This is a genomic window from Sulfitobacter sp. M13 (assembly GCF_053474885.1).
Window position 1 is genome coordinate 990,512 of record NZ_CM130281.1, and the last position, 21,045, is coordinate 1,011,556.

22 protein-coding genes are annotated in these 21,045 nt (G+C 60.8%); 16 read left to right on the forward strand and 6 right to left on the reverse strand.

The window, feature by feature from the left end:
* Positions 1–147: 147 nt before the first annotated feature.
* Positions 148–1,572, reverse strand: coding sequence for a metalloprotease TldD (tldD, locus tag ACVBAU_RS04685; protein ID WP_448328159.1), 1,425 nt, complete (start codon positions 1,570–1,572; stop codon positions 148–150).
* Between the two features lie 179 nt (positions 1,573–1,751).
* On the opposite strand from tldD, the gene coxB reads away from it, so the two are divergent.
* The 9 genes from coxB to ACVBAU_RS04730 all read left to right on the forward strand — a co-directional run bounded on the left by coxB (position 1,752) and on the right by ACVBAU_RS04730 (position 9,267).
* A complete protein-coding gene (coxB, locus tag ACVBAU_RS04690) occupies positions 1,752–2,648 on the forward strand; it encodes a cytochrome c oxidase subunit II (protein ID WP_093733360.1) in 897 nt (298 codons plus the stop codon).
* A 65-nt stretch (positions 2,649–2,713) separates the two neighbouring features.
* Positions 2,714–3,649 carry a heme o synthase gene (cyoE, locus tag ACVBAU_RS04695; RefSeq protein WP_335744982.1) on the forward strand — a complete coding sequence of 312 codons (936 nt, stop codon included), beginning with the start codon at positions 2,714–2,716 and terminating at the stop codon, positions 3,647–3,649.
* On the forward strand, positions 3,649–3,825 hold the full coding sequence (locus ACVBAU_RS04700; RefSeq protein ID WP_093733358.1) for a cytochrome C oxidase assembly protein: 177 nt from the start codon (positions 3,649–3,651) through the stop codon (positions 3,823–3,825). Before cyoE ends, ACVBAU_RS04700 begins: the two co-directional genes overlap by 1 nt.
* Positions 3,825–4,400: a cytochrome c oxidase assembly protein gene (locus tag ACVBAU_RS04705; RefSeq protein ID WP_138924185.1), complete on the forward strand. Its 576-nt coding sequence runs from the start codon at positions 3,825–3,827 to the stop codon at positions 4,398–4,400. Before ACVBAU_RS04700 ends, ACVBAU_RS04705 begins: the two co-directional genes overlap by 1 nt.
* A gap of 23 nt (positions 4,401–4,423) precedes the next feature.
* Complete coding sequence (locus ACVBAU_RS04710; RefSeq protein ID WP_093733356.1) at positions 4,424–5,227, forward strand: cytochrome c oxidase subunit 3; 804 nt, start codon at positions 4,424–4,426, stop codon at positions 5,225–5,227.
* Between the two features lie 119 nt (positions 5,228–5,346).
* Positions 5,347–6,027 carry an SURF1 family protein gene (locus ACVBAU_RS04715; RefSeq protein ID WP_448328163.1) on the forward strand — a complete coding sequence of 227 codons (681 nt, stop codon included), beginning with the start codon at positions 5,347–5,349 and terminating at the stop codon, positions 6,025–6,027.
* Positions 6,028–6,035: 8 nt separating this feature from the next.
* Entirely contained in the window at positions 6,036–7,424 is a 1,389-nt protein-coding gene (gene thrC, locus ACVBAU_RS04720) for a threonine synthase (protein WP_335744984.1), read from the forward strand.
* Positions 7,421–8,683: a M16 family metallopeptidase gene (locus tag ACVBAU_RS04725; protein ID WP_138924182.1), complete on the forward strand. Its 1,263-nt coding sequence runs from the start codon at positions 7,421–7,423 to the stop codon at positions 8,681–8,683. The genes thrC and ACVBAU_RS04725 overlap by 4 nt, the downstream gene beginning before the upstream one ends.
* Positions 8,683–9,267, forward strand: coding sequence for a GNAT family N-acetyltransferase (locus tag ACVBAU_RS04730; RefSeq protein WP_138924181.1), 585 nt, complete (start codon positions 8,683–8,685; stop codon positions 9,265–9,267). Before ACVBAU_RS04725 ends, ACVBAU_RS04730 begins: the two co-directional genes overlap by 1 nt.
* An 83-nt stretch (positions 9,268–9,350) precedes the next feature.
* Here the strand turns inward: ACVBAU_RS04730 and ACVBAU_RS04735 are convergent, their stop codons facing one another.
* Entirely contained in the window at positions 9,351–9,950 is a 600-nt protein-coding gene (locus tag ACVBAU_RS04735) for a GcrA family cell cycle regulator (protein WP_448328166.1), read from the reverse strand.
* A gap of 245 nt (positions 9,951–10,195) precedes the next feature.
* The gene (locus tag ACVBAU_RS04740; protein WP_448328167.1) at positions 10,196–10,336 is read right to left on the reverse strand and encodes a hypothetical protein; all 141 of its coding nucleotides are present in this window, start codon (positions 10,334–10,336) and stop codon (positions 10,196–10,198) included.
* 45 nt (positions 10,337–10,381) lie between these two features.
* Here ACVBAU_RS04740 and ACVBAU_RS04745 point away from each other — a divergent pair, with 45 nt between their 5' ends.
* From ACVBAU_RS04745 to ACVBAU_RS04755, 3 genes are all read left to right on the forward strand, one after another.
* Positions 10,382–11,557, forward strand: a complete 1,176-nt coding sequence (locus tag ACVBAU_RS04745) for an acetylornithine transaminase (RefSeq protein WP_448328168.1) — start codon at positions 10,382–10,384, stop codon at positions 11,555–11,557.
* A gap of 77 nt (positions 11,558–11,634) precedes the next feature.
* On the forward strand, positions 11,635–12,540 hold the full coding sequence (gene argF / locus ACVBAU_RS04750) for an ornithine carbamoyltransferase (protein ID WP_138924178.1): 906 nt from the start codon (positions 11,635–11,637) through the stop codon (positions 12,538–12,540).
* Positions 12,537–13,535, forward strand: a complete 999-nt coding sequence (locus ACVBAU_RS04755; RefSeq protein ID WP_448328170.1) for a 2-dehydropantoate 2-reductase — start codon at positions 12,537–12,539, stop codon at positions 13,533–13,535. Before argF ends, ACVBAU_RS04755 begins: the two co-directional genes overlap by 4 nt.
* A 38-nt stretch (positions 13,536–13,573) precedes the next feature.
* On the opposite strand, the gene ACVBAU_RS04760 is transcribed toward ACVBAU_RS04755, so the two are convergent.
* Together ACVBAU_RS04760 and ACVBAU_RS04765 are read right to left on the reverse strand one after the other, a co-directional pair.
* Positions 13,574–15,055, reverse strand: coding sequence for an inorganic phosphate transporter (locus ACVBAU_RS04760; protein ID WP_138924176.1), 1,482 nt, complete (start codon positions 15,053–15,055; stop codon positions 13,574–13,576).
* Positions 15,056–15,124: 69 nt separating this feature from the next.
* Positions 15,125–15,583 (reverse strand): NUDIX hydrolase, encoded by a 459-nt coding sequence (locus tag ACVBAU_RS04765; protein ID WP_093733345.1) that lies wholly within the window; start codon positions 15,581–15,583, stop codon positions 15,125–15,127.
* Positions 15,584–15,740: 157 nt separating this feature from the next.
* Here ACVBAU_RS04765 and gndA point away from each other — a divergent pair, with 157 nt between their 5' ends.
* Positions 15,741–17,168, forward strand: coding sequence for an NADP-dependent phosphogluconate dehydrogenase (gene gndA, locus ACVBAU_RS04770; RefSeq protein ID WP_448328173.1), 1,428 nt, complete (start codon positions 15,741–15,743; stop codon positions 17,166–17,168).
* Between the two features lie 11 nt (positions 17,169–17,179).
* Here the strand turns inward: gndA and truA are convergent, their stop codons facing one another.
* Positions 17,180–17,968 (reverse strand): tRNA pseudouridine(38-40) synthase TruA, encoded by a 789-nt coding sequence (gene truA, locus ACVBAU_RS04775; protein WP_448328174.1) that lies wholly within the window; start codon positions 17,966–17,968, stop codon positions 17,180–17,182.
* Positions 17,969–18,060: 92 nt separating this feature from the next.
* Here truA and ACVBAU_RS04780 point away from each other — a divergent pair, with 92 nt between their 5' ends.
* Genes ACVBAU_RS04780 through ACVBAU_RS04790 form a run of 3 tightly spaced genes read left to right on the forward strand, consistent with a single transcriptional unit; the run spans position 18,061 to position 20,926 of the window.
* Positions 18,061–19,473 (forward strand): YcjX family protein, encoded by a 1,413-nt coding sequence (locus ACVBAU_RS04780; protein ID WP_448328176.1) that lies wholly within the window; start codon positions 18,061–18,063, stop codon positions 19,471–19,473.
* Positions 19,470–19,925, forward strand: coding sequence for a GNAT family N-acetyltransferase (locus ACVBAU_RS04785; RefSeq protein WP_448328178.1), 456 nt, complete (start codon positions 19,470–19,472; stop codon positions 19,923–19,925). Before ACVBAU_RS04780 ends, ACVBAU_RS04785 begins: the two co-directional genes overlap by 4 nt.
* Entirely contained in the window at positions 19,925–20,926 is a 1,002-nt protein-coding gene (locus ACVBAU_RS04790) for a YcjF family protein (protein WP_138924171.1), read from the forward strand. The genes ACVBAU_RS04785 and ACVBAU_RS04790 overlap by 1 nt, the downstream gene beginning before the upstream one ends.
* Positions 20,927–21,045 lie beyond the last annotated feature (119 nt).

Genomic DNA, 21,045 nt, shown 5'->3' on the forward strand with positions numbered 1-21,045 from the left:
CAGAGTATGAACGGCGTCGAACTAATTTGACTTGAATAGAGTTTGTGGACCTTCACGCCCCTGATCTCACGCCGCTGATCTCGCGGCCATGTTGGATCAACCGGATGGAGCGCGTCACCCCCGCCCATCCGGTTGCCCCTTAGCCCATTATGCGGCGGCGGCACCGCCGACGGTCAACCCGCCGATCATCAATGTCGGCTGTCCAACACCAACGGGCACCCATTGGCCCGCTTTGCCGCAATTGCCCATCCCTGGGTCGAGCGCGGGGTCGTTGCCGATGGCGCGAATCTGCTGCAGCGCGGTGGCACCATCGCCAATCAGAGTGGCCCCTTTGACCGGATCGCCCACGACCCCGTTGCGCACGCGGTAGGCTTCGGTGCAGGAGAACACGAACTTGCCGTTGGTGATATCCACCTGACCGCCGCCAAAGCCGACAGCATAAATACCGTCCTTCAGGTCGGCGACGATATCACCGGGGGCCACGTCACCGCCCAGCATATAGGTGTTGGTCATGCGCGGCATCGGCGCGTGTGCATAGGATTCGCGGCGGCCATTGCCGGTCGGGGCAACCCCCATAAGTCGCGCGTTCTGCCGGTCCTGCATATAGCCGACCAGCACGCCGTCCTCGATCAGCACATTCTTGGCCGAGGGCGTGCCTTCGTCATCAATAGAGATAGACCCGCGCCGATCAGGCAGCGTGCCGTCATCCAGCACCGTCACGCCTTTGGCCGCGATGCGCTGCCCCATGAGGCCTGCAAACGCGCTTGATCCCTTGCGGTTAAAGTCGCCTTCCAGCCCGTGGCCAATGGCCTCGTGCAACAAGATACCGGGCCAGCCGGGGCCAAGCACCACATCCATCATCCCCGCAGGGGCAGGCACGGCGCGCAGGTTCACGCAGGCGATGCGCAAAGCCTCGCGAATTTTGGCCTGCCAGTCGGCGGGGTCCAGCAGCCCGTCCAGCCCGACACGGCCACCGCCGCCCGCGGTTCCGCTTTCGCGGCGTCCGTCTTGTTCTACGATCACCGACACGTTGACCCGCGTCATGGGGCGCACATCGCGGACGGATGTTCCTTCGGGGCGCAGTATTTCGACTTCTTGGATGGAGGCAGAAATAGAGGCAGAGACCTGCACGACACGGGAATCCAGGCTGCGGGCGAAATCGTCGATCTCGCGCAGGGTGTCGACCTTGACGGGGAAGGCCGCGCCAGCGATCGGGTCTTCGTCGGTATAAAGCTTTTGATTGGTCGCTGCGGGCGCGTCCGCCCAAGTGCCACCTCCCGCACCCACGGCCAGCCGCGCCGTCTCGCTTGCGCGGCGCAAAGCGGCCTCTGTGATCTCGGTCGAGTGGGCATACCCAGACACATCGCCGCGCACGGCGCGCAGCCCGAACCCTTCGGAAGCGTCGTAGCTCGCTGTTTTCAGTCGCCCGTCGTCAAACACCAACCCTTCGGAGCGGCGGCGCTCGAAAAACAGTTCCCCGTCATCGGCACCTGCAACAGCGTCACGCAGGATGGACAGTGCGGCGTCACGGTCAAGCTGCGCCTCAAAGGGGTTGAAAGGCGGCTGGCTCATAAAAATGTTCCTTGAATCGTGTCATAAAAATCGCTTCGCGTCCGTTTGACGCAAGCAGAAGTCTTTATCTTGAAGTTAGAATATGATTGTAAGCGCAAAGATTACAACGGGACAGCTGACTCCATTTGCGGGGTGGTGCTGGGATTCGCTTATCAATGGTCACAAGATCAGGACGACATATGAAACATCTTCTCTCTTTTTCGGGTCTCATGGCCGCTTTTTCCGCCGTGCCAGCAATGGCGCAGGAAAACCTTCGCATCGACGGGCTGGAAATCATTGGTGAGCCGATTGACGGCAAGATGGGCTTTCAGCCAGCCGTCACCCGCGTGGCGCAAGACATCCACGATCTGGACTATCTTATCCTGATCATCATCACCTTGATCACCATCTTCGTCACCGGTTTGATCCTTTGGGTGGCATTCCGCTACAATAAGAAGCGCAACCCTGTTGCCGCTTCCTTTACGCACCACACGCCGGTCGAGATCCTTTGGACCGTTGCACCTATCCTGATTCTGGTACTGATCGGGGCCTATTCGCTGCCAATCCTGTTCCGCCAACAGGAAATTCCCCAAGCCGATCTGACGATCAAGGCAACGGGCAACCAGTGGTATTGGTCCTATGATTATGTCGACGAAGGCTTTGGCTTTGACAGCTACATGATCGGTGCGCCTGCTGTTGGTGGTGAAAATCGCAAAACACCCGAGGTCATCGCCCAGCTCGAAGCCGCCGGCTATACCGAGCGCCAGTTCCTGCTGGCGACCGATACCGCTGTCGTGATCCCCGTGGGCAAAACGATCGTGGTTCAGGTCACGGGGTCCGACGTGATCCATTCGTGGGCAATGCCTGCCTTCGGCGTAAAGCAAGACGCTGTACCTGGCCGTCTGGCGGAAACATGGTTCACCGCCGAGAAAGAAGGCGTGTACTTTGGCCAATGCTCCGAATTGTGCGGCAACGCCCACGCCTATATGCCGATCACTGTGAAAGTCGTCTCGGAAGAGGTTTACGCACAGTGGCTGGGTAACGCGAAAGAAGAGTATGCGGGCATTCCGCAAGCTCTGACCGTTGCGTCCAAGTAAGGCACAATTGCTGATGCGGGGTGCGCGACGTGCGCGCCCCGGGTTCCTTTTGTATGAGAGATCGCATGACTGATACCAGCACGACACCTGCGGGCGAGTACGAAGCGCAGTTCGGGGATTACTTTGCCCTGATGAAGCCGCGCGTCATGCAGCTGGTGGTTTTTACCGCGCTTGTCGGCATGTTGGCCGCGCCGAATTCTGTTCATCCGGTTGTTGGCTTTGCGTCGATCCTGTTCGTCGCTATCGGGGCAGGGGCCTCTGGTGCGCTGAACATGTGGTGGGACGCTGACATCGACGCGATCATGCGCCGGACCCAAGGCCGCCCGATTCCGTCGGGCCGCGTCCAGCCGGGCGAAGCGTTGGCGATTGGCGTAACGCTGTCGGGGATGTCGGTTGTGATGCTCGGGTTGGCCGCAAACCTGCTGGCCGCAGGCATGCTGCTGTTCACGATCCTCTTTTACGCTGTTTTCTATTCCATGTGGCTCAAGCGCGCGACACCGCAGAACATCGTTATCGGTGGGGCTGCGGGTGCGTTCCCGCCTGTGATCGGCTGGATTATCGCCACCGGCAGCTTCTCTGTCGAGGCATGGCTGATGTTCGCGCTGATCTTCATGTGGACACCGCCGCACTTCTGGGCCTTGGCGCTGTTTATGCGCAATGACTATGACGACGCGAAGGTGCCGATGCTGACCGTGACCCACGGTCGCCGCTCTACCCGTCGTCACATTCTGGCTTATACTGTTTTGCTGGTCATTCTGGCTGTCGGTACCGGCTTTACCACTATCGGTGGGCCGATCTATCTGGTCACCGCCGGCGTTTTGAACCTGCTGTTCCTGATTGGCGCGTTCCGTATCTGGAAGCGTGACGAAGATGACAGCGAAGCTGATGATTTCCGCGTAGAGCGCAAGTTCTTCCGTCTGTCCCTGTGGTATCTTTTCCTGCACTTCGGGGCCATTCTGGTAGAGGCGACCCTGCGCGGCTATGGCATGGGAGGCTGGTAATGGGCATTCGAGCAGAACACGAAATTCACACCCGTCGTCGCGGGCGCAACCTGGGCGTTGGTCTGCTTTTGGCTGGCTTTGTTGTGCTGGTCATGGCGCTGACTTTTGTTAAAATCACCAACATCGATTTCAACGATCTGCCGGGTGGAGACATCCAAACGCAGGAGAGCAACTGATGGCTTTGTCCGGACCCGCCAAGACTGTCATGCAGACCGTCACTGTAGTGGTTCTGATGGGCGGCCTCGCGTGGGCGTCTGTTCCGTTTTACGACTGGTTCTGCCGCGTCACCGGCTTTGGCGGGACGCCGGGTCAGGTCGCAAGCGCAGACGGCGACGTTCTTGACCAGACGATCACCGTACGTTTTGACGGTAGCCTGAACGACAACATGCCGTGGGAATTCAAACCCGTTGCAACCGAGATGACGCTGCGCATCGGTGAAACAGGGCTAGCCTTTTACGAGGCCTATAACCCCACCGATCACCCGGTTGCGGGGCAGGCGTCTTATAACGTGACGCCCTATGCCGCCGGGGCGTTTTTTGAAAAGATCGAATGCTTCTGCTTTACTGAACAGGTGCTCGCCCCCGGTGAGCGTGTTCAAATGCCCGTCAGCTTCTTTGTTGACCCCGAAATCGTCGAAGACCGTGATGGCAAGTATGTACATACGATCACACTGTCTTATACGTTCTATGAAATTGACCTGCCCGAGGGCTATGAAGCCCCCGATCAGGACAGCGCGATAAACCTGAATTAAGAAAAAGGTGAGGGACTGAACCAATGGCCCATGAAAAGAACCATGACTACCACATTCTGCCGCCGTCCACATGGCCATTGCTCAGCTCCATTGCCGGCTGCGTCATGCTGGTTGGTGGTGTTTTCTGGATGCACGATGTAACCCCCTTCGTTTTCTTGGGTGGTCTGGTTGCTGTGCTGTATTGCATGTTCGGATGGTGGTCCGAGGTTGTCGCCGAAAGCCACGTCGGCGATCACACCAACGTCGTGCGCATCGGTCTGCGCTATGGCTTCATCCTGTTCATCATGTCCGAAGTGATGTTCTTTGTCGCGTGGTTCTGGACCTTCTTCAAAGAAGCCCTGTACCCGATGGACGAATTTCCGGGCTCCACCTATGTGCAGCCGGATATCATCCCGGTTGACGCCTTCCACCTGCCGCTGATCAACACGCTGATCCTGCTGCTGTCGGGCTGTGCCGTAACTTGGGCGCACCACGCGCTGGTCCACGAGAACAACCGCAAAGACCTGATCGCCGGCCTGTCCATCGCGATCGTTCTGGGCATGCTGTTCACCGCGTTCCAAGCCTATGAGTATTACGAACTGCTGGTCCACGACGATTGGACCTTCGGGGGAGACCTGTTCTTCTCCAGCTTCTTCATGGCGACGGGTTTCCACGGTTTCCACGTTGCAATCGGTACGATCTTCTTGGCGGTCTGTCTGGTCCGCGCGATCAAAGGCCACTTTACCCAAGAGCAGCACGTCGGCTTTGAGGCCGCTGCTTGGTACTGGCACTTTGTGGATGTGGTCTGGCTGTTCCTTTTCTTCGCCGTCTATATGTGGGGCATCTAAGCCCGCAGTCGGCTTGCAAATCGGGCCGCAATCACTAAAAGCAAAGGCGCGCGAGGGGGACCTTGCGCGCCTTTGCATTGCCGCCACCCGACCACGGGTGCCAACCTCAAGAGAGCTTTATGCGTCGCACGCTATTCCTGCTGATTGTCGGCCTTGGCGGCGCCGCTATCCTGATATGGCTGGGCGTTTGGCAGTTTCAGCGGTTGGCCTGGAAAGAGGCGATCATCGCCGACATCAACACCCGCATCGCTGCCGCACCGGTTGACTTGCCTGCGTCGGTGAACCGCGACCTTGACGCCTATCTGCCCGTGACCGTGTCGGGCGCGTTCGAACAGGGTGAGGTGCATGTGCTCGTGTCCCAGAAGGACGTCGGTGCAGGCTACCGGATCATCACACCCTTCGTTCTTGAGGATGGTCGCCGGATCATGGTGGATCGCGGTTTCGCGGTGGCCAGCGCCAAGGACGCCGCGCGCTCCGATGGCCCCGCAACCATCACTGGCAATCTGCAATGGCCGCAGGAAACCGATAGCTTCACGCCCGAGGCCGACCTGAAGGGCAACATCTGGTTTGCCCGCGATGTCCCAGACATGGCCCAAACCCTTGGCACGCAGCCCGTGCTGCTGGTCACACGCAGCAGCACCCCGCCGGCAGCGGGGATCAGCCCGTTGCCTGTTGATACCGCCCGAATTCCCAACGATCACTTGCAATATGCGATCACTTGGTTCTCTCTTGCCGCGATCTGGCTTGGGATGAGCCTTTTCTTCCTGCGCCGCCGCCGCGCACCCAAAACCGAAAGCTGACCAACCCTATGCGTTATGTCTCTACCCGTGGTTCCGCCCCCGTTTTGTCGTTTGAAGAGGCGCTGCTGACCGGCCTTGCCCGTGACGGCGGTCTGTATGTGCCCGAAACGATCCCGACACTCAGCACCGATGAACTGCGCGAGATGGCCACGATGTCCTACGAGGATGTCGCCTTTCGCGTGATGAAACCCTTTGTTGGTGACACGTTCAGCGACGAGGAATTCAAGGCGCTGATCGCCAAGGCTTATGCCGGGTTCAATCACACCGTTCGTGCCCCATTGGTACAGCTTGAACAGGGCCACTTCCTGCTAGAGCTGTTCCACGGCCCCACGCTGGCGTTCAAGGATTTCGCCATGCAGCTGATCGGCCACATGTTTCAGGCCGTGCTGTCACGCAAGGGCGAACGGGTGACCATCGTTGGTGCGACTTCTGGCGATACCGGCTCTGCCGCAATCGAGGCGTTTCGCGGGCTGGACAACGTCGATGTGTTTATCCTCTTCCCCCATGGCCGGGTGTCCGACGTGCAGCGTCGCCAGATGACCACGCCATCCGAAAGCAACGTTCACGCGCTGGCGCTGGACGGTGATTTCGACGATTGTCAGGCGCGTCTGAAGGATATGTTCAACGATCACGCCTTCCGCGACGGGGTGCAACTGGCAGGGGTCAACAGCATCAACTGGGGCCGCGTGCTGGCGCAGGTAGTCTATTACTTTACCGCAGGGCTGGCCATGGGCGCGTTGGACCGCAAAGTCAGCTTTACCGTGCCTACAGGCAACTTTGGCGATATCTTCGCGGGCTATATCGCGCGTGAAATGGGGCTGCCGATTGCTGATCTAGTGGTCGCCACAAACCAGAACGACATTTTGCACCGCTGCCTGACCACGGGCGGATACCACAAGGGCGAGGTCCATGCCTCGATCAGCCCGTCGATGGATATTCAGGTGAGCTCCAACTTTGAACGCGCGTTGTATTTTGCCTATGGGCAGGACAGTGACGCGATCAACACCCTGATGGACGATCTGGCCAAGGGCGGGTTTGACGTAGGCGACAATGCCCTGCGCGATCTACAGAACACCTATAAATCGGGCCGCGTTTCCGAAGACGAAACCAGCGAAACGATCAAGGCTTTCTACGCCGACACAAACGAGCTGCTGTGCCCGCATTCCGCCATCGGTGTGCGTGTGGGGGCCGCATTGCGCGATCCCGCGACGCCGATGATCACGCTGGCCACTGCGCATCCGGCCAAGTTCCCTGATGCCGTGGAAGCCGCCACTGGCGTGCGCCCGCCGCTGCCGGAACACATGGCCGATCTGTTTGACCGCGAAGAACGCGTGACCCGCGTGCCGAACGATCTAGAGGCGCTTAAAGATATTATCAAAGGGGGCATTGCTCAGTGAGCTTGCAACAACACCGCCTGTCCAACGGCTTTCGCATTGTAACCGAACATATGCCTGGGCTCGCGTCGGCGTCTATCGGGGTTTGGGTCTCAGCGGGTGCGCGGCATGAAACGGCCACGCAAAACGGTATCGCGCATTTCCTTGAGCATATGGCGTTTAAAGGCACGGCCAAGCGCACATCGCTGCAAATCGCCGAGGCGATAGAAGACGTAGGCGGCTATATCAACGCCTATACCTCGCGCGAAGTGACGGCGTACTACGTGCGCGTGCTGGAAAACGACGTGTCGCTCGGGCTGGATGTGATCGCTGATATCCTGCGCAATCCGGTGCTTGATAACGGTGAGATAGAGGTAGAGCGCGGCGTGATCCTGCAAGAGATCGGCCAAGCGCTAGACACGCCGGACGACGTGATTTTCGATTGGTTGCAGGAAAAGGCCTATCCCAACCAGCCCATCGGACGCACCATTCTTGGGCCGTCCGAGCGCGTGTCGAACTTCACCCGCGAGGACCTGTCAGGCTTTATCGGCGAGCACTACGGTCCCGACCAGATGATCCTCGCCGCAGCCGGTGCCGTCGATCACGATGAGATCGTGCGTCTGGCCGAACAGCTGTTTGGTGATATGCCACCCAAACCCTTGTTCGATGTCGATGCGGCCAAGTTCAGCGGCGGCGAAGTGCGCCAATTGAAACCGCTAGAGCAAGCCCATTTCGCGCTCGGCTTCGAATCCCCCGGCTACCGCGCTGATGATATCTATGTCGCGCAAATCTATGCCTCCGCGCTTGGGGGCGGCATGTCCAGCCGCCTGTTCCAAGAGGTCCGCGAGAACCGTGGACTGTGTTATACGATCTTTGCGCAGGCAGGGGCCTATGCCGATACAGGCATGATGACGGTCTATGCCGGCACAAGTGGCGAACAGCTGCCCGAACTTGCAGGCATCACCATTGACGAGATGAAGCGCGCTGCCTCTGACATGTCCCCGGCCGAGGTCGCGCGGGCACGGGCGCAGATGAAAGCAGGGCTGCTGATGGGGCTGGAAAGCCCGTCAAACCGTGCCGAACGACTGGCGCGTCTGATCCAGATCTGGGACCGCGTGCCTCCGCTGGAAGAAACCATCGCGCAGATTGATGCCGTGACCACCGGTGACGTGCGTGATTTTGCCCAGAACATGGCCGCAAGCGCACCTGCCGCGCTGGCACTTTATGGTCCGGTCGATGGGGCCCCCACTTTGGAAGAGCTGCAGGAGCGTCGCGCTGCCTGATGCAACTGCTGAAACGAAAGCTGGCCATTGAAACCGAAAGGCTGACCTTGCGCCCGCCGGTGCATGCTGACTTCCGCCCTTGGGCAACCTTGCGGTCGGACAGCAGCACCTATCTTTCCCCGTGGGAGCCGTCTTGGGCACCGGACCATCTGTCGCGCAAGGCGTTTACCAATCGGGTCTATTGGGCGAACCGCTCTGTCTCTGCGGGCACCGCGCTGCCGTTGTTCCTAATCCGGCGCAAAGACAACATGCTGATCGGTGCGATCACGCTTGATAACATCCGCCGGGGTCCCGCACAGGCGGGGACATTGGGCTATTGGACCGGCGAACAATTCGCTCGCCGTGGTTATATGCGCGAAGCGATCGAAGCGACAGTGCACCACGCATTCACCCGTCTGGACATCAGCCGGGTAGAGGCCGCCTGCCTGCCTGAAAACATCGCCTCGCGCGGGTTGCTGGAAAAAACCGGCTTTAAATACGAGGGCGTCGCCCAAAGCTATCTGCAAATCGACGGTCGCTGGCGAACCCATGTGCTTTATGCGCAGCTGCGCGGCGACAGACGGGGCAAAACCGCCGCGGGGTAGAAAAGCCTTCCACGCACCGTACGAACACGAAAAAGGCCAGACATCGCTGTCTGGCCTTTCGTTTGTCTGATGTCCGTTGCGGTTTAGCGGCGGCGGTCGCGCCGCGCGCTCATCGGCTGGAACGCGACGCCAACGTGGGCCTCGCAATAGGGCTTGCCTTGCTGCACAGGCAGACCACAGAACCAGAAATCATCTGTCGCGGGGTCACCGACAGGCCATTTGCAGGTCCGCTCTGTCAGGTCCATCAGGCCGATCTTCTTCGACTTTTTCTCGACTTCGCTGACTTTCGCCAATGCTTCGGGGCTGATCTCGTTGGCCGAAGGCTGCGGGGGCAGCGGCTGGCCGGCGGGAATGATCTTGGCGCGCGCTGGCAGGTTGGGGCGGGGCGCTGGCACGGCCTCTGCTGCTTCGGGCTCTGCCGCTTCGGGGGCGGGTTCTGCCTTTGCCTTAGCGGCGGCAGGCTTCGCTGCTGGCTTGGCCTTGGCTTCGGGCTTGGCGGCAGCAGCAGCAGGGGCGGCCGCGGGCGCTGCGGTTGCGGTCCGGTTGGACAGGCCCAAACGATGCACCTTGCCGATTACGGCATTGCGGGTCACGCCGCCCAACTCCTTTGCAATCTGGCTTGCGGATTGGCCCTCGCCCCACATTTTCTTCAGGATCTCTACGCGGTCATCGGTCCAAGACATTTGGCGTCCTTAGCTATCAAGCGGCCCTTCTCAGGACCGCCTTGGAAAAATCTCAAGTCCCTATACTAATCACTGACAGCTTGGGTGCAAGGCGGGAACGGGCGATTGGGCCTGCGCTGAGGCCAATCGCTCCTTTAAAACAACAGCAAAAGACCTGCAGCACGGCCCGCGCCACGGTTTGCGGCCATCACGGGCATGTTTTTTGCTTTGCAAGGCGCAAAAAGCTGCCTATGCAAACGACATGATCAACCGTTCAACATCTTCTTTGCGACGACGCCAAGGCTAATTGGCGACACCGGCCCCTGCATAGGGGCGCGGCTTTGATCATTTGCGACATAAATTGCGTCGCTCCCCTTCAAATCATATTGACCCTCTCCGTCACTCATGGCCTTTTGTGCCTTTGATGCGGCCAACCTATAAGGATGATCCTGATGTTCCCATCTGTTCTGCCGACCTATTCCCGTGCCCCCCTGAGCTTTGTCAAAGGCGAAGGCTCGTGGTTGATTGAACAGGACGGCCGCCGATTTCTGGATTTGGGCGCAGGCATCGCGGTGAACGCCCTTGGCCACGCGCATCCTGCGCTGGTGGCCGCGCTGACCGAACAGGCTGGCAAGCTTTGGCATACCTCGAACCTGTACGAGATTCCCCAGCAGCAAGAACTGGCCGACCGGCTGGTCGCGCTCAGCTTTGCTGATACGGTGTTTTTCACCAATTCCGGCACAGAAGCCTGCGAGCTGGCTGTCAAAATGGCGCGCAAGTATTTCTACGACAAGGACCAGCCTGACCGGACCGAGATTATCACCTTCTCGGGCTCTTTCCACGGGCGGTCCTCGGCGGGGATCGCGGCGGCGGGGTCTGAGAAGATGACCAAGGGCTTCGGCCCGCTCCTACCCGGTTTTAAGCATATCGAATTTGGCGATATGGATGCGCTGACAGCTGCCATTACCGATACGACAGCTGCGATCATGATCGAACCGGTTCAGGGCGAGGGCGGTATCCGTCCCGTTCCCGATGCTGATCTCAAGCAGATGCGCGCGCTGTGCGAAGCAAACGGTCTGTTGCTGATCTTTGACGAGGTACAATGCGGCGTGGGCCGGACCGGCAAGATGTTCGCCCACGAATGGGCAGGGGTCACACCCGACATCATGATGGTCGCCAAAGGCATCGGCGGCGGCTTCCCTCTGGGCGCGGTGCTGGCCACAGAAACCGCAGCATCAGGAATGACAGCGGGCACCCACGGGTCGACCTATGGTGGCAACCCTCTGGGCTGTGCCGTGGGCAATGCGGTGATAAATATCATCGGCACCGAAAAGTTCCTTGAGGACGTGAACCGCAAGGCAGGCCTGATGCGGCAAAAACTTGAGGGTCTGGTCGCAAGCCACCCCGACGTGTTCGAAAGCGTGCGCGGCAGCGGATTGATGCTGGGCCTGAAATGCACCGCCACCAACAGCGACGTCGTTGCTGCGGGCTACCGTCATCAGGTCATCACAGTGCCTGCGGCGGACAACGTTATCCGCCTGCTGCCTCCGCTCAATATCACCGATGAAGACATCGCAGAGGCCGTCTCCCGCCTTGATCAGGCCGCCAGCAGCCTTGCTGCCGGCTAACCTTCATTTTGCCTTAAAAACTCCGGGGGGCCGGGGGGCTGGCCCCCCTAACTCTGGGAAAAATTAAAAGAATACCTATGAAACATTTTCTCGACATTCACCAAACCGACCCGGCTGACCTGCGCAGCATCATTGATAACGCCGCCACGATGAAGGCAGCCCGTCTGGGTCGTCCGCGCGGTGCACCTGATGATGACCAGCCGCTCAAGGATCACATGGTCGCGTTGATCTTCGAAAAACCCTCGACACGGACACGGGTCAGCTTTGACGTGGGCGTGCGTCAGATGGGCGGGCAGACGATGGTGCTGTCCGGCGCGGATATGCAGCTGGGCCACGGAGAAACCATCGCCGATACGGCGCGCGTGCTCAGCCGCTATGTTGATCTGATCATGATCCGCACCTTCGAAGAGGCGACTTTGCTTGAAATGGCGGAATACGCCTCTGTGCCGGTGATCAACGGTCTGACCAACCGCACGCACCCTTGCCAGATCATGGCCGATATCATGACCTTCGAAGAGCATAACGGCCCGATCAAAGGCAAAAAGGTTGTCTGGTCCGGTGACGGCAATAACGTCTTTGCCAGCTTTGCCCATGCCGCCAAGGCGTTCGACTTTGAACTGGTGTTCACCGGCCCGCAAACGCTGGACCCGGAGGCCGCGCTGAACGGGCTCTACACCACCGAACGCGACCCGAACAAAGCGGTCGAGGGCGCTGATCTGGTGGTCACGGACACGTGGGTGTCGATGCATGACCCCCAATCGGCGCGCGAACGTCGACACAACCAGCTGCGCGGCTATCAAGTGAATGACGCGCTGATGGCCAAGGCAAAGCCCGACGCGCTGTTCATGCACTGCCTGCCAGCGCACCGCGATGACGAGGTCACAAGTTCCGTCATGGACGGGCCAAGCTCGGTTATCTTTGACGAGGCCGAGAACCGGTTGCACGCGCAAAAATCCGTCATGCGCTGGTGCTTGGGGAAATGACCGACCGGCGGCCGATCGTTGTCGCAGGTGCGGGGGCGATTGGCTGCTTTGTGGGTGGCATGCTGGCCGCCCACGGCCACGACGTAACGCTGCTGGTCCGCCCGGGCGTGGCCGGTCAGATCAGAACGCATGGCCTGCGCCTGACGGACTTCGACGGGCTGGATGAAAATGTGCCGGCGTCAAAGCTGACCCTGTCCCAAGACCCTGCCTGTCTGGCGGGGGCGGGCATTGTGCTGGTCACGGTCAAGACTGCCGATACGGCGGGCATGGCCCGTCTGATCGCTCAGCACACCCCTGCGCTGTCCACCGTGCTGAGCCTGCAAAATGGTCTCGACGCGGCAGAGATCCTGCGCGAGCTCCTGCCCTTGCATGATGTGCGCGCGGGTATGGTTCCTTTCAACGTGGTGCCGCATAGGGACGGGCGATATCACCGCGCGACAAGCGGCGATATTGTGGTCGAAACAGGCCGGATGCCGCTGTCGGGGTACCTGTCGGTGCCGGGGCTGCGCATGATCGGAACGGGGGCTATCAATGGCGTGCAATGGGGCAAGCTGCTGCTGAACCTGAACAATGGCCTGAACGCCCTGTCGGGGCTGACATTGCAAGAACAACTGTTTGACCGGCGCTGGCGCCGTGTCATGGCCGCGCAGATGGCCGAGGCGCTTGCCGTCTTGAAAGCCCACGGTATCTACCCCGCGTCCTCGACGCCGCTGCCTGCACGGTTGATCCCTTGGGTGCTACGCTTGCCGACACCCCTGTTTTCGCGCGTCGCGGCCAGGATGCTGACGATTGACCCGATGGCGCGGACCTCGATGTCGTATGACCTAGAGGCGGGCAAACCGACCGAGATTGACGCGCTGCAGGGGCGCATCATCGCGATGGGCGCGCAAGAAGGGGTGGCCACCCCGCTATGTCAACGCGTGCGCGATCTGGTGAAAGAGGCGCAGGCGCGCGGGCCGGGGCTGCCAAACCTTACCCCGTCCGATCTGCGCTAGCCGCCAAGGCGGCTTCCAAGGCGACGTCGCACGGGGACTTAGTTCACCAGCGCGTTCAGGCCCAGAAAGATCATCGCTGACATGGTCGCCGCGGCAGGCACGGTAATAACCCATGCGGCTACGATGGTCATAAAGTGGGACCGGCGCACCAGTTTGCGGCGGCGGCGTTCCTCTACGGCGATGCGTTTCACCTCGCCGGCTTTGGCTCCGGGGCGACGCAGGCGGCGCTCCATGTGCCATTCGCGGTAGAAGCCCACACCAAAAACGCCACCCACTGCAATATGGGTCGAGCTAACGGGCAGACCCAACCACGAGGCGATGATCACTGTGATTGCCGCGGATAGCGCTACGCAATAGGCGCGCATCGGGTTCAGCTTGGTGATCTGGCTGCCTACCATGCGGATCAGCTTGGGTCCGAACAGGAACAGACCAAAGGAAATCCCGAAGGCCCCGATCACCATCACCCACATCGGGATAGAGACCTTTGCCTCGAAGCCGCCAAATTCAGAGGCGTGAACAATCGCGGCCAGCGGCCCGACCGCGTTGGCCACATCATTGGCCCCATGCGCAAAGCTCAGCAGCGCGGCAGAGAACACCAGCGGCAGGCCGAACAGCACTTTGACGGATTTGTTGCGGTTCTCCATTCCCTCGGAGGCGCGGCGGATCGCGGGGTAGGAAATGGCATAGGCCAGAACACCGCAGGCCAGACCGATCAGCAGGGCAGAGCCCATGTTGATCTCGATGATCTTCTTGAGGCCTTTGAGCGCCAGATAGGTGGCGAAAACGCCGGACATGACCCCGATCAGGATCGGCACCCACCGGCGCGACGCGGCGATCTTGTCTTCTTGGTACAGGATCTGCGACTTGATCAGCGCGAGGAACATCGCCGCGACAGCGCCACCTAGCACGGGCGAGATGATCCAGCTGGCGGCGATCATGCTCATGGAAGGCCAGTTGACGGCTGCCATTCCCGCAGCCGCGATGCCCGCGCCCATAACACCCCCCACGACAGAGTGTGTGGTCGACACAGGCGCGCCCACCCATGTCGCCAGATTGACCCAAAGCGCGGATGAAATCAGCGCGGCCATCATCGCCCAGATGAACACTTGGGAATCTGCGACCGACGCGGGATCGATGATCCCCTTCGAGATGGTCGAAACAACGTCCCCGCCCGCCAGCAATGCACCCGCGCTTTCGCAGATCGCAGCGATGATGATCGCCCCGCCCATGCTTAGCGCTTTGGCACCGACGGCGGGGCCCATGTTGTTGGCCACATCATTGGCGCCGATGTTCACAGCCATATACGCCCCGAAGGCCGCAGCGGCGATCACCACAAAGTTCGACGGCTGCGCACCGAGGAAAAGGCCGGCGATCAGTGCCGCCAAGACGATAAAGGCAAGCGCAATGCCAAGTCCGACCATAGGCCGCGCGACATACGTCGTTGCTTGTTCCACCCGCGAGATGCGGTTCAGGTCAGAATCCAGTGTTTTCCACTGTTGGCCTTTGGGTCCGTCGGTCATTGCTGCCTCATTCTCTTGAACCATGCGCTCGTGGCACAGCGAAAAAGGTTACGCAAGGCCGCAGAGCGGCTATAGTTTCAGAAGGATTTCCCGAAGATCAGGTTCTGCAACCAGTTCTGCTGCTTCTTTCGGGGGCATCCAGCGGCGCGTGCGGACGTCGACCTCGGGGTATTCATCCTCGATGTGGCGCACACGCGTCAGATAGACCTGAGCGATCACGGGCGTGGTGAGACCCTCGGACAGGCCCTTGTCGTAATCGTAATACCCCATCGGCTCGGACTCGATGTCGGCCTTGGATACGCCGGCTTCTTCCCAAGCTTCGCGCAGGGCAGCGCCAGCGCCGTCCAGCCCATCAATCGGCCAGCCTTTCGGCACGATCCAGCGGCCGGTATCCCGACTTGTGATCATCAGCACCTCTTTGCCATCGGGCGTTTCGCGGTAGCACAATGCGGCGACCTGAATACGTTTCGGGCGGCGCCAGATGGGGAGGATCATTCCCTCCCAAGCGCGTTTTAGTTCTTGTAGCATTTCTATACCGTTAACCTGTAAATATGTTGTTCTTGCTTTTATCCCGACATCTTAACTGAAAAAGATACGATAATCAATTTCGCTGCCCCGCACCCTTGTGCAGCACCGGTGCGCATCCTTAAGTTTGACGAACCCTTGACCCACAGGAGATAAGCCGATGGACGCAGATATAAAGGCCGCAGATATTGGCGTGTATGGTCTGGGCACAATGGGCAGTGCGCTGGCGCTTAATCTGGCAGAGCAGGGGTTTCGTGTGGCGGTCAGCAACCGCGAGGCAGACTGGATTGCGCCGTTTATCGAAGAAGCCGGCACGCTGGCTGCAAACCTGTCGGGCCACACCACGCTTGAGGATTTTGTCGATAGCATCGCGCCGCCGCGCAGTATCTTGTTCATGATCCCGTCGGGGGCACCGATGGATGCGATGATCGACGCCGTGATGCCATTGCTGGACGAGGGCGACACGATCATCGACGGTGGCAACGCCGATTTCCACGATACACGCCGTCGGTCGGCTGCGTTCAACGGCACGGGCCGGCATTTCGTCGGTATGGGGGTTTCGGGCGGCGAAGAAGGCGCACGGCACGGCCCATCGATGATGGTGGGCGGGACGGATCACAGCTGGACCCAGCTGCGCCCCATGCTCGGCGCGATTGCGGCAAAGTTCCAGGGCGCGCCCTGCGTCGATCATCTGGGGCCGGATGGGGCGGGGCATTTCGTCAAGACCGTGCACAACGGGATCGAATATGCCGACATGCAAATGATCGCGGAAGTCTACGGGCTGCTGCGGGATGCTGGCGGGCAAAGCGCGCCGCAGATCGGAGCCCTGTTCGAGTGCTGGCAGAAGGGGCCTCTCGGCTCGTATCTGATCGAGGTTTCTGCCGCGGCATTGCAAACCGTCGATGCAGACAGCGGTACCCCGATGGTGGACCTGATCCTTGATAAGGCGGGGCAGAAGGGCACTGGCCGCTGGACCTTGATAGAGGCGCTGAAGCTTGGTCAATCCGCCAGCGCGATCGAGGCGGCAGTCGGCGCACGAGGCTGGTCCAGCGAAAAGGCGCTGCGCGTTGCGGCGGCCCCCTTGTTGCCGGATGCGGTGACTGGCGGCGATTTACCTTCAGACGCGGACTTGCACTCCGCCTTGCTGGCCGCGCGTATTCTGGGCCACGCCCAAGGGTTTCGCGTGCTTGCTGCCGCGTCCGATGAATTCAACTGGCACCTTGATATGGCTCGCATCGCAGAGATCTGGCGCGCGGGATGTATCATCCGCTCTGCCTTGCTGGATGATCTGGCCGACGCCTTTCACGCGGGGTTGCCAGAGGGGGCCTTGATCCTCGCGCCTGCAATTCGCGAGATGCTCGGCGATCATTTGGCGGGGCTGCGCAAGACGGTGGCGGCAGGGGTATCTTTGGGTATCCCGATGCCTGCGCTCAGCGCGTCACTCGCTTGGTACGATACGATCCGCACGGCACGCGGATCGGCCAATCTGATACAGGCGCAGCGCGACTTTTTCGGGGCGCACGGATTTGAACGCGGCGATATCGCAGGGGCACATCACGGGACGTGGAACGCGATTTCTCGGGGCTGATGACGCGAGGGTTATTGCTGCCCCAGTGTCGACTGCGCGAAAGGGTCTGTCTTGTAGGTCACATGCGACAGGTAAAGCCCGTGCGGCGGTGACACCGGCCCGCAGGCGGTACGTTCGCGGGCATCGCGAATCTTTCTGACATCATCGGGCGCAAAAGACCCCGCGCCGACACGCTCTAACGTGCCGACGATGCTGCGCACCTGATTGTGCAGGAAAGACCGCGCGCGCACGTCGAAATGCACCTCTACGCCGCCGCTCACCGGCACCTCTTTCATCTCAAGAAGATCCAGCGTTTTGACCGGTGTCTGTGACTGACATATCGTAGAACGAAAGGTGGTAAAATCGTGCTTGCCGATCAAATGGGATGCGCCTTCACGCATGAGGTCTATGTCCAGCGGCTTTTTGACCTGCCAGACCAGACCCGCCTGATGAGTGGCCGGCGCGCGGCGTACCAGCACGCGAAACAGATACCGGCGCTCTTGGGCGGAAAAACGGGCGTGAAAGTCGTCATCCACAGCCACACAATCGACGACCGCAACCGGCAGGGGTTTCAGGTGATAATTGATCGCTTCGGACAGGCGGAACGGGGTCCAGTCACGCTCCATATCGCAGTGGGCGACCTGCGCGAGCCCGTGAACACCCGCATCGGTGCGCCCTGCGGCGGCGATATTATGGACGCGCGGCTCGATCTTGGCCAAGGCGTCTTCGATCGCCCCTTGCACAGAGGCAAGGCCGATCTGGCGTTGCCAACCGACAAAGGGCGCGCCGTGGTATTCGATCTTAAGGGCATAGCGTTGCATGGCGGGCGTTTACATGGGGGCGGCTGATCTGGCAATCCCTGACCCGCGCACCTATGTTACCCCTTAACGAAAAGTTAAGGCGGGCACGGGCTTTGGTACTCTCAAGAATTGCCGATGGAATTTGGCGGCAGGTTGAAAATGTTCAGGACGGTGTGTCCGAGACGTTTTTCGAACCCGTGATCCGTTTGGGTGTCACCGGACTGGCGCGGTCCGGCAAAACCGTGTTCATCACCTCGCTTGTGGCGAACCTGCTGGATCGGGGTCGAATGCCGGGGCTTCTGGCCGCATCCGAAGGCCGGATCGAGGCTGCGTTCCTGCAACCCCAGCCCGACGATACCGTGCCGCGGTTCGAGTATGAAAACCACCTTGCCGCGCTGACCGGTCCCACGCCGCATTGGCCCGAAAGCACCCGCGCCATATCGGAGCTGCGCCTGTCCTTGCGGGTGCGGCCCAATGGCCTGCTGGCCGGATTTCAGGGGCCGCGTACGGTGCATCTGGATATCGTGGACTACCCCGGAGAATGGCTGCTGGATCTGGCGCTGATGGATGTGGATTATGCCACGTGGTCGGCGCAGGTGCTGACCCGTATCGTGGATCGCGACGAGGCGGCGGGCTACCGCGCGCTGGTGGCCGGCACTGACGCCGACGGACCGTTGGACGAACCCGTCGCCCAAGCGTTGGCGGCCAGCTTTGCCGATTACCTGCAGACCGCCCGTGCAAATGGTTATTCCGACTGCACGCCAGGGCGGTTCCTGCTACCGGGTGATCTGGCCGGATCGCCGGTGCTGACTTTCGCGCCCTTGCCCAGCGGTGAGGGGCCGCGCGGGTCGCTTTTGCGGGAAATGGCGCGGCGGTTCGAGGCCTATAAACGGCGGGTGGTGAAACCCTTTTTCCGCGATCACTTTGCACGGATCGATCGTCAGGTCGTGCTGGTGGATGCGCTTGGCGCGATCAATCAAGGCCCTCGCGCCGTCGAGGATTTGCGCGGCGCCATGAGCGATATCCTTGGCAGTTTTAAGCCCGGGCGCAACGGTTTCCTGACCCAGCTACTCCGTGGCAAACGTGTCGAGAAAATTCTGTTCGCGGCGACCAAGGCCGACCATCTGCATCACAGCCAGCACGCCAGTCTAACAGCCATCATGGAGGCTTTGACCCGCGACGCCCGCGACCGGGCGCGCTTTGCCGGTGCGGGGACATCGGCGATGTCGCTGGCATCGTTGCGGGCCACCACCGAGGCCACGATGACCCACAACGGAGAGACGCTGGATGTCGTGCGCGGCAGCTTGCTGGACACTGGCAAAGAGGCGGCGTTCTATCCCGGCGAACTGCCCAAGGACCCCGCGCATCTGCTGAGCCCGGCGCGGGCGGGGGCGGCTAAATGGCTGGATCGGGACTATCAGATCATGCGCTTTGCACCGGCGCGGCTGAATCTGCGCCCCGGCGATGGCCCGCCCCATATCCGACTGGACCGCGCCGCTGAATTCTTGATCGGGGACCGTCTGTGACCGTTGATGAAGTGACCATCGCGCCTGCACGGGTGCTGGATGCCGGTCGCCTGTCAGTGGTGATGACCTGCGCCAACGCGGACCACGACTGGCTGCCCCAAGCCCACAGCCGCGCCGAAGAGATCGGCACCTTGGGTGATATGATCGACGTCGGCTGGGTGCAGGTCGCGCGGACAGAGGGGCATGTCGTGGGCTTCCTGGCACGTCGTGCGGCGGAGATTCACGGGCTGTATCTGCACCCCAAGGCGCAGGGCAAAGGCATTGCACAGCGCTTGCTGGACGGCGCCAAGGCGCAAAGCGACCGTCTTGCGCTCTGGAGTTTTGAGGCCAACTTGCGTGCCACACGGTTCTATCGTGCCGCAGGGTTTGTCGAGGTAACGCGTAGCGACGGTTCAGGCAATGATTTCGGGCTGCCGGATGTGCGGTTCGAATGGGTAAAAGGGGCGGCGTGATGGCCAAGGGTCCGGTTTTATTTGATCTCGAGGAAGACACGGCCACGCGGCCCTCTGTATCGGATGCGCCGCCGGTGCCGGATGACGGTGCAGCCGCACCGCAAGGGCAGGCAATGCAGATCGCGGCACGGCTGGCAGCGCGCAAGCCGTCAAAGCTGGTGCGGCTGTTCTGGTGGCTGCTGACCACGCTGATCGGGGCGCTGGTGTCGATTGCGGCGTGGAATTTCGTCATAGGGCTGCTGGCGAGTTACCCGTTGTTGGGGATGGTGATGACCGTCCTGATTGGTGCGGTGCTGCTCGTCTTAGTGCTTTTGTGCCTGCGCGAACTTGCGGCCTTTAGTCGTCTGGCGCGGCTTGACGGATTGCATCACGACGTCGGCGAGGCGCTGGCACAGAATGACCTCAAGTCCGCTCGGGCAGTCACTGATCGGCTGGTTGGGCTGTATCAGGGACGCGAAGATACCCGATGGGGACGCGACCGTCTGGCAGAGCTGCGCGGCGATCAACTGGATGCACAAGCGTTGCTGGCCCTGACCGAGGCAGAGCTGCTGGGGCCGCTGGATATTGCCGCCAGCCGCGAGGTCGAAGCCGCGGCTCGTCAGGTTGCAACGGTGACGGCGCTGGTGCCTTTGGCGTTGGCCGATGTGGTTGCGGCGATGACCAGCAACCTGCGCATGATCCGCCGTGTGGCCGAGGTCTATGGTGGGCGGTCGGGCTTTTTCGGGTCGTGGCGCCTGACGCGGGTGGTTTTGTCACATCTGGTGGCGACGGGGGCTGTGGCCGTGGGCGACGACATGCTGGAACCTATCTTGGGCGGGACGATGCTGGCGAAACTGTCGCGCCGCTTTGGCGAGGGGCTGGTGAACGGCGCGTTGACCGCCCGTGTCGGTGTCGCCGCGATGGAGGTCTGCCGGCCCATGCCGTTCTCTGAAGCACGCCGCCCCAAGGTGCGCAGCATCATCAAACGCGCGCTGTCGGGGCTGTTTTCCAAGGCCAGTTAGGTGCCCGGGAGAGGGGGCTTGTCGGTCGATCTGCTGCGGCCTATAAGGCTGAATATGACCCGGAACTCCGCGATCATTATACGAATTATTTTCCCGGCGCTCTGATTGACGAGACGCCG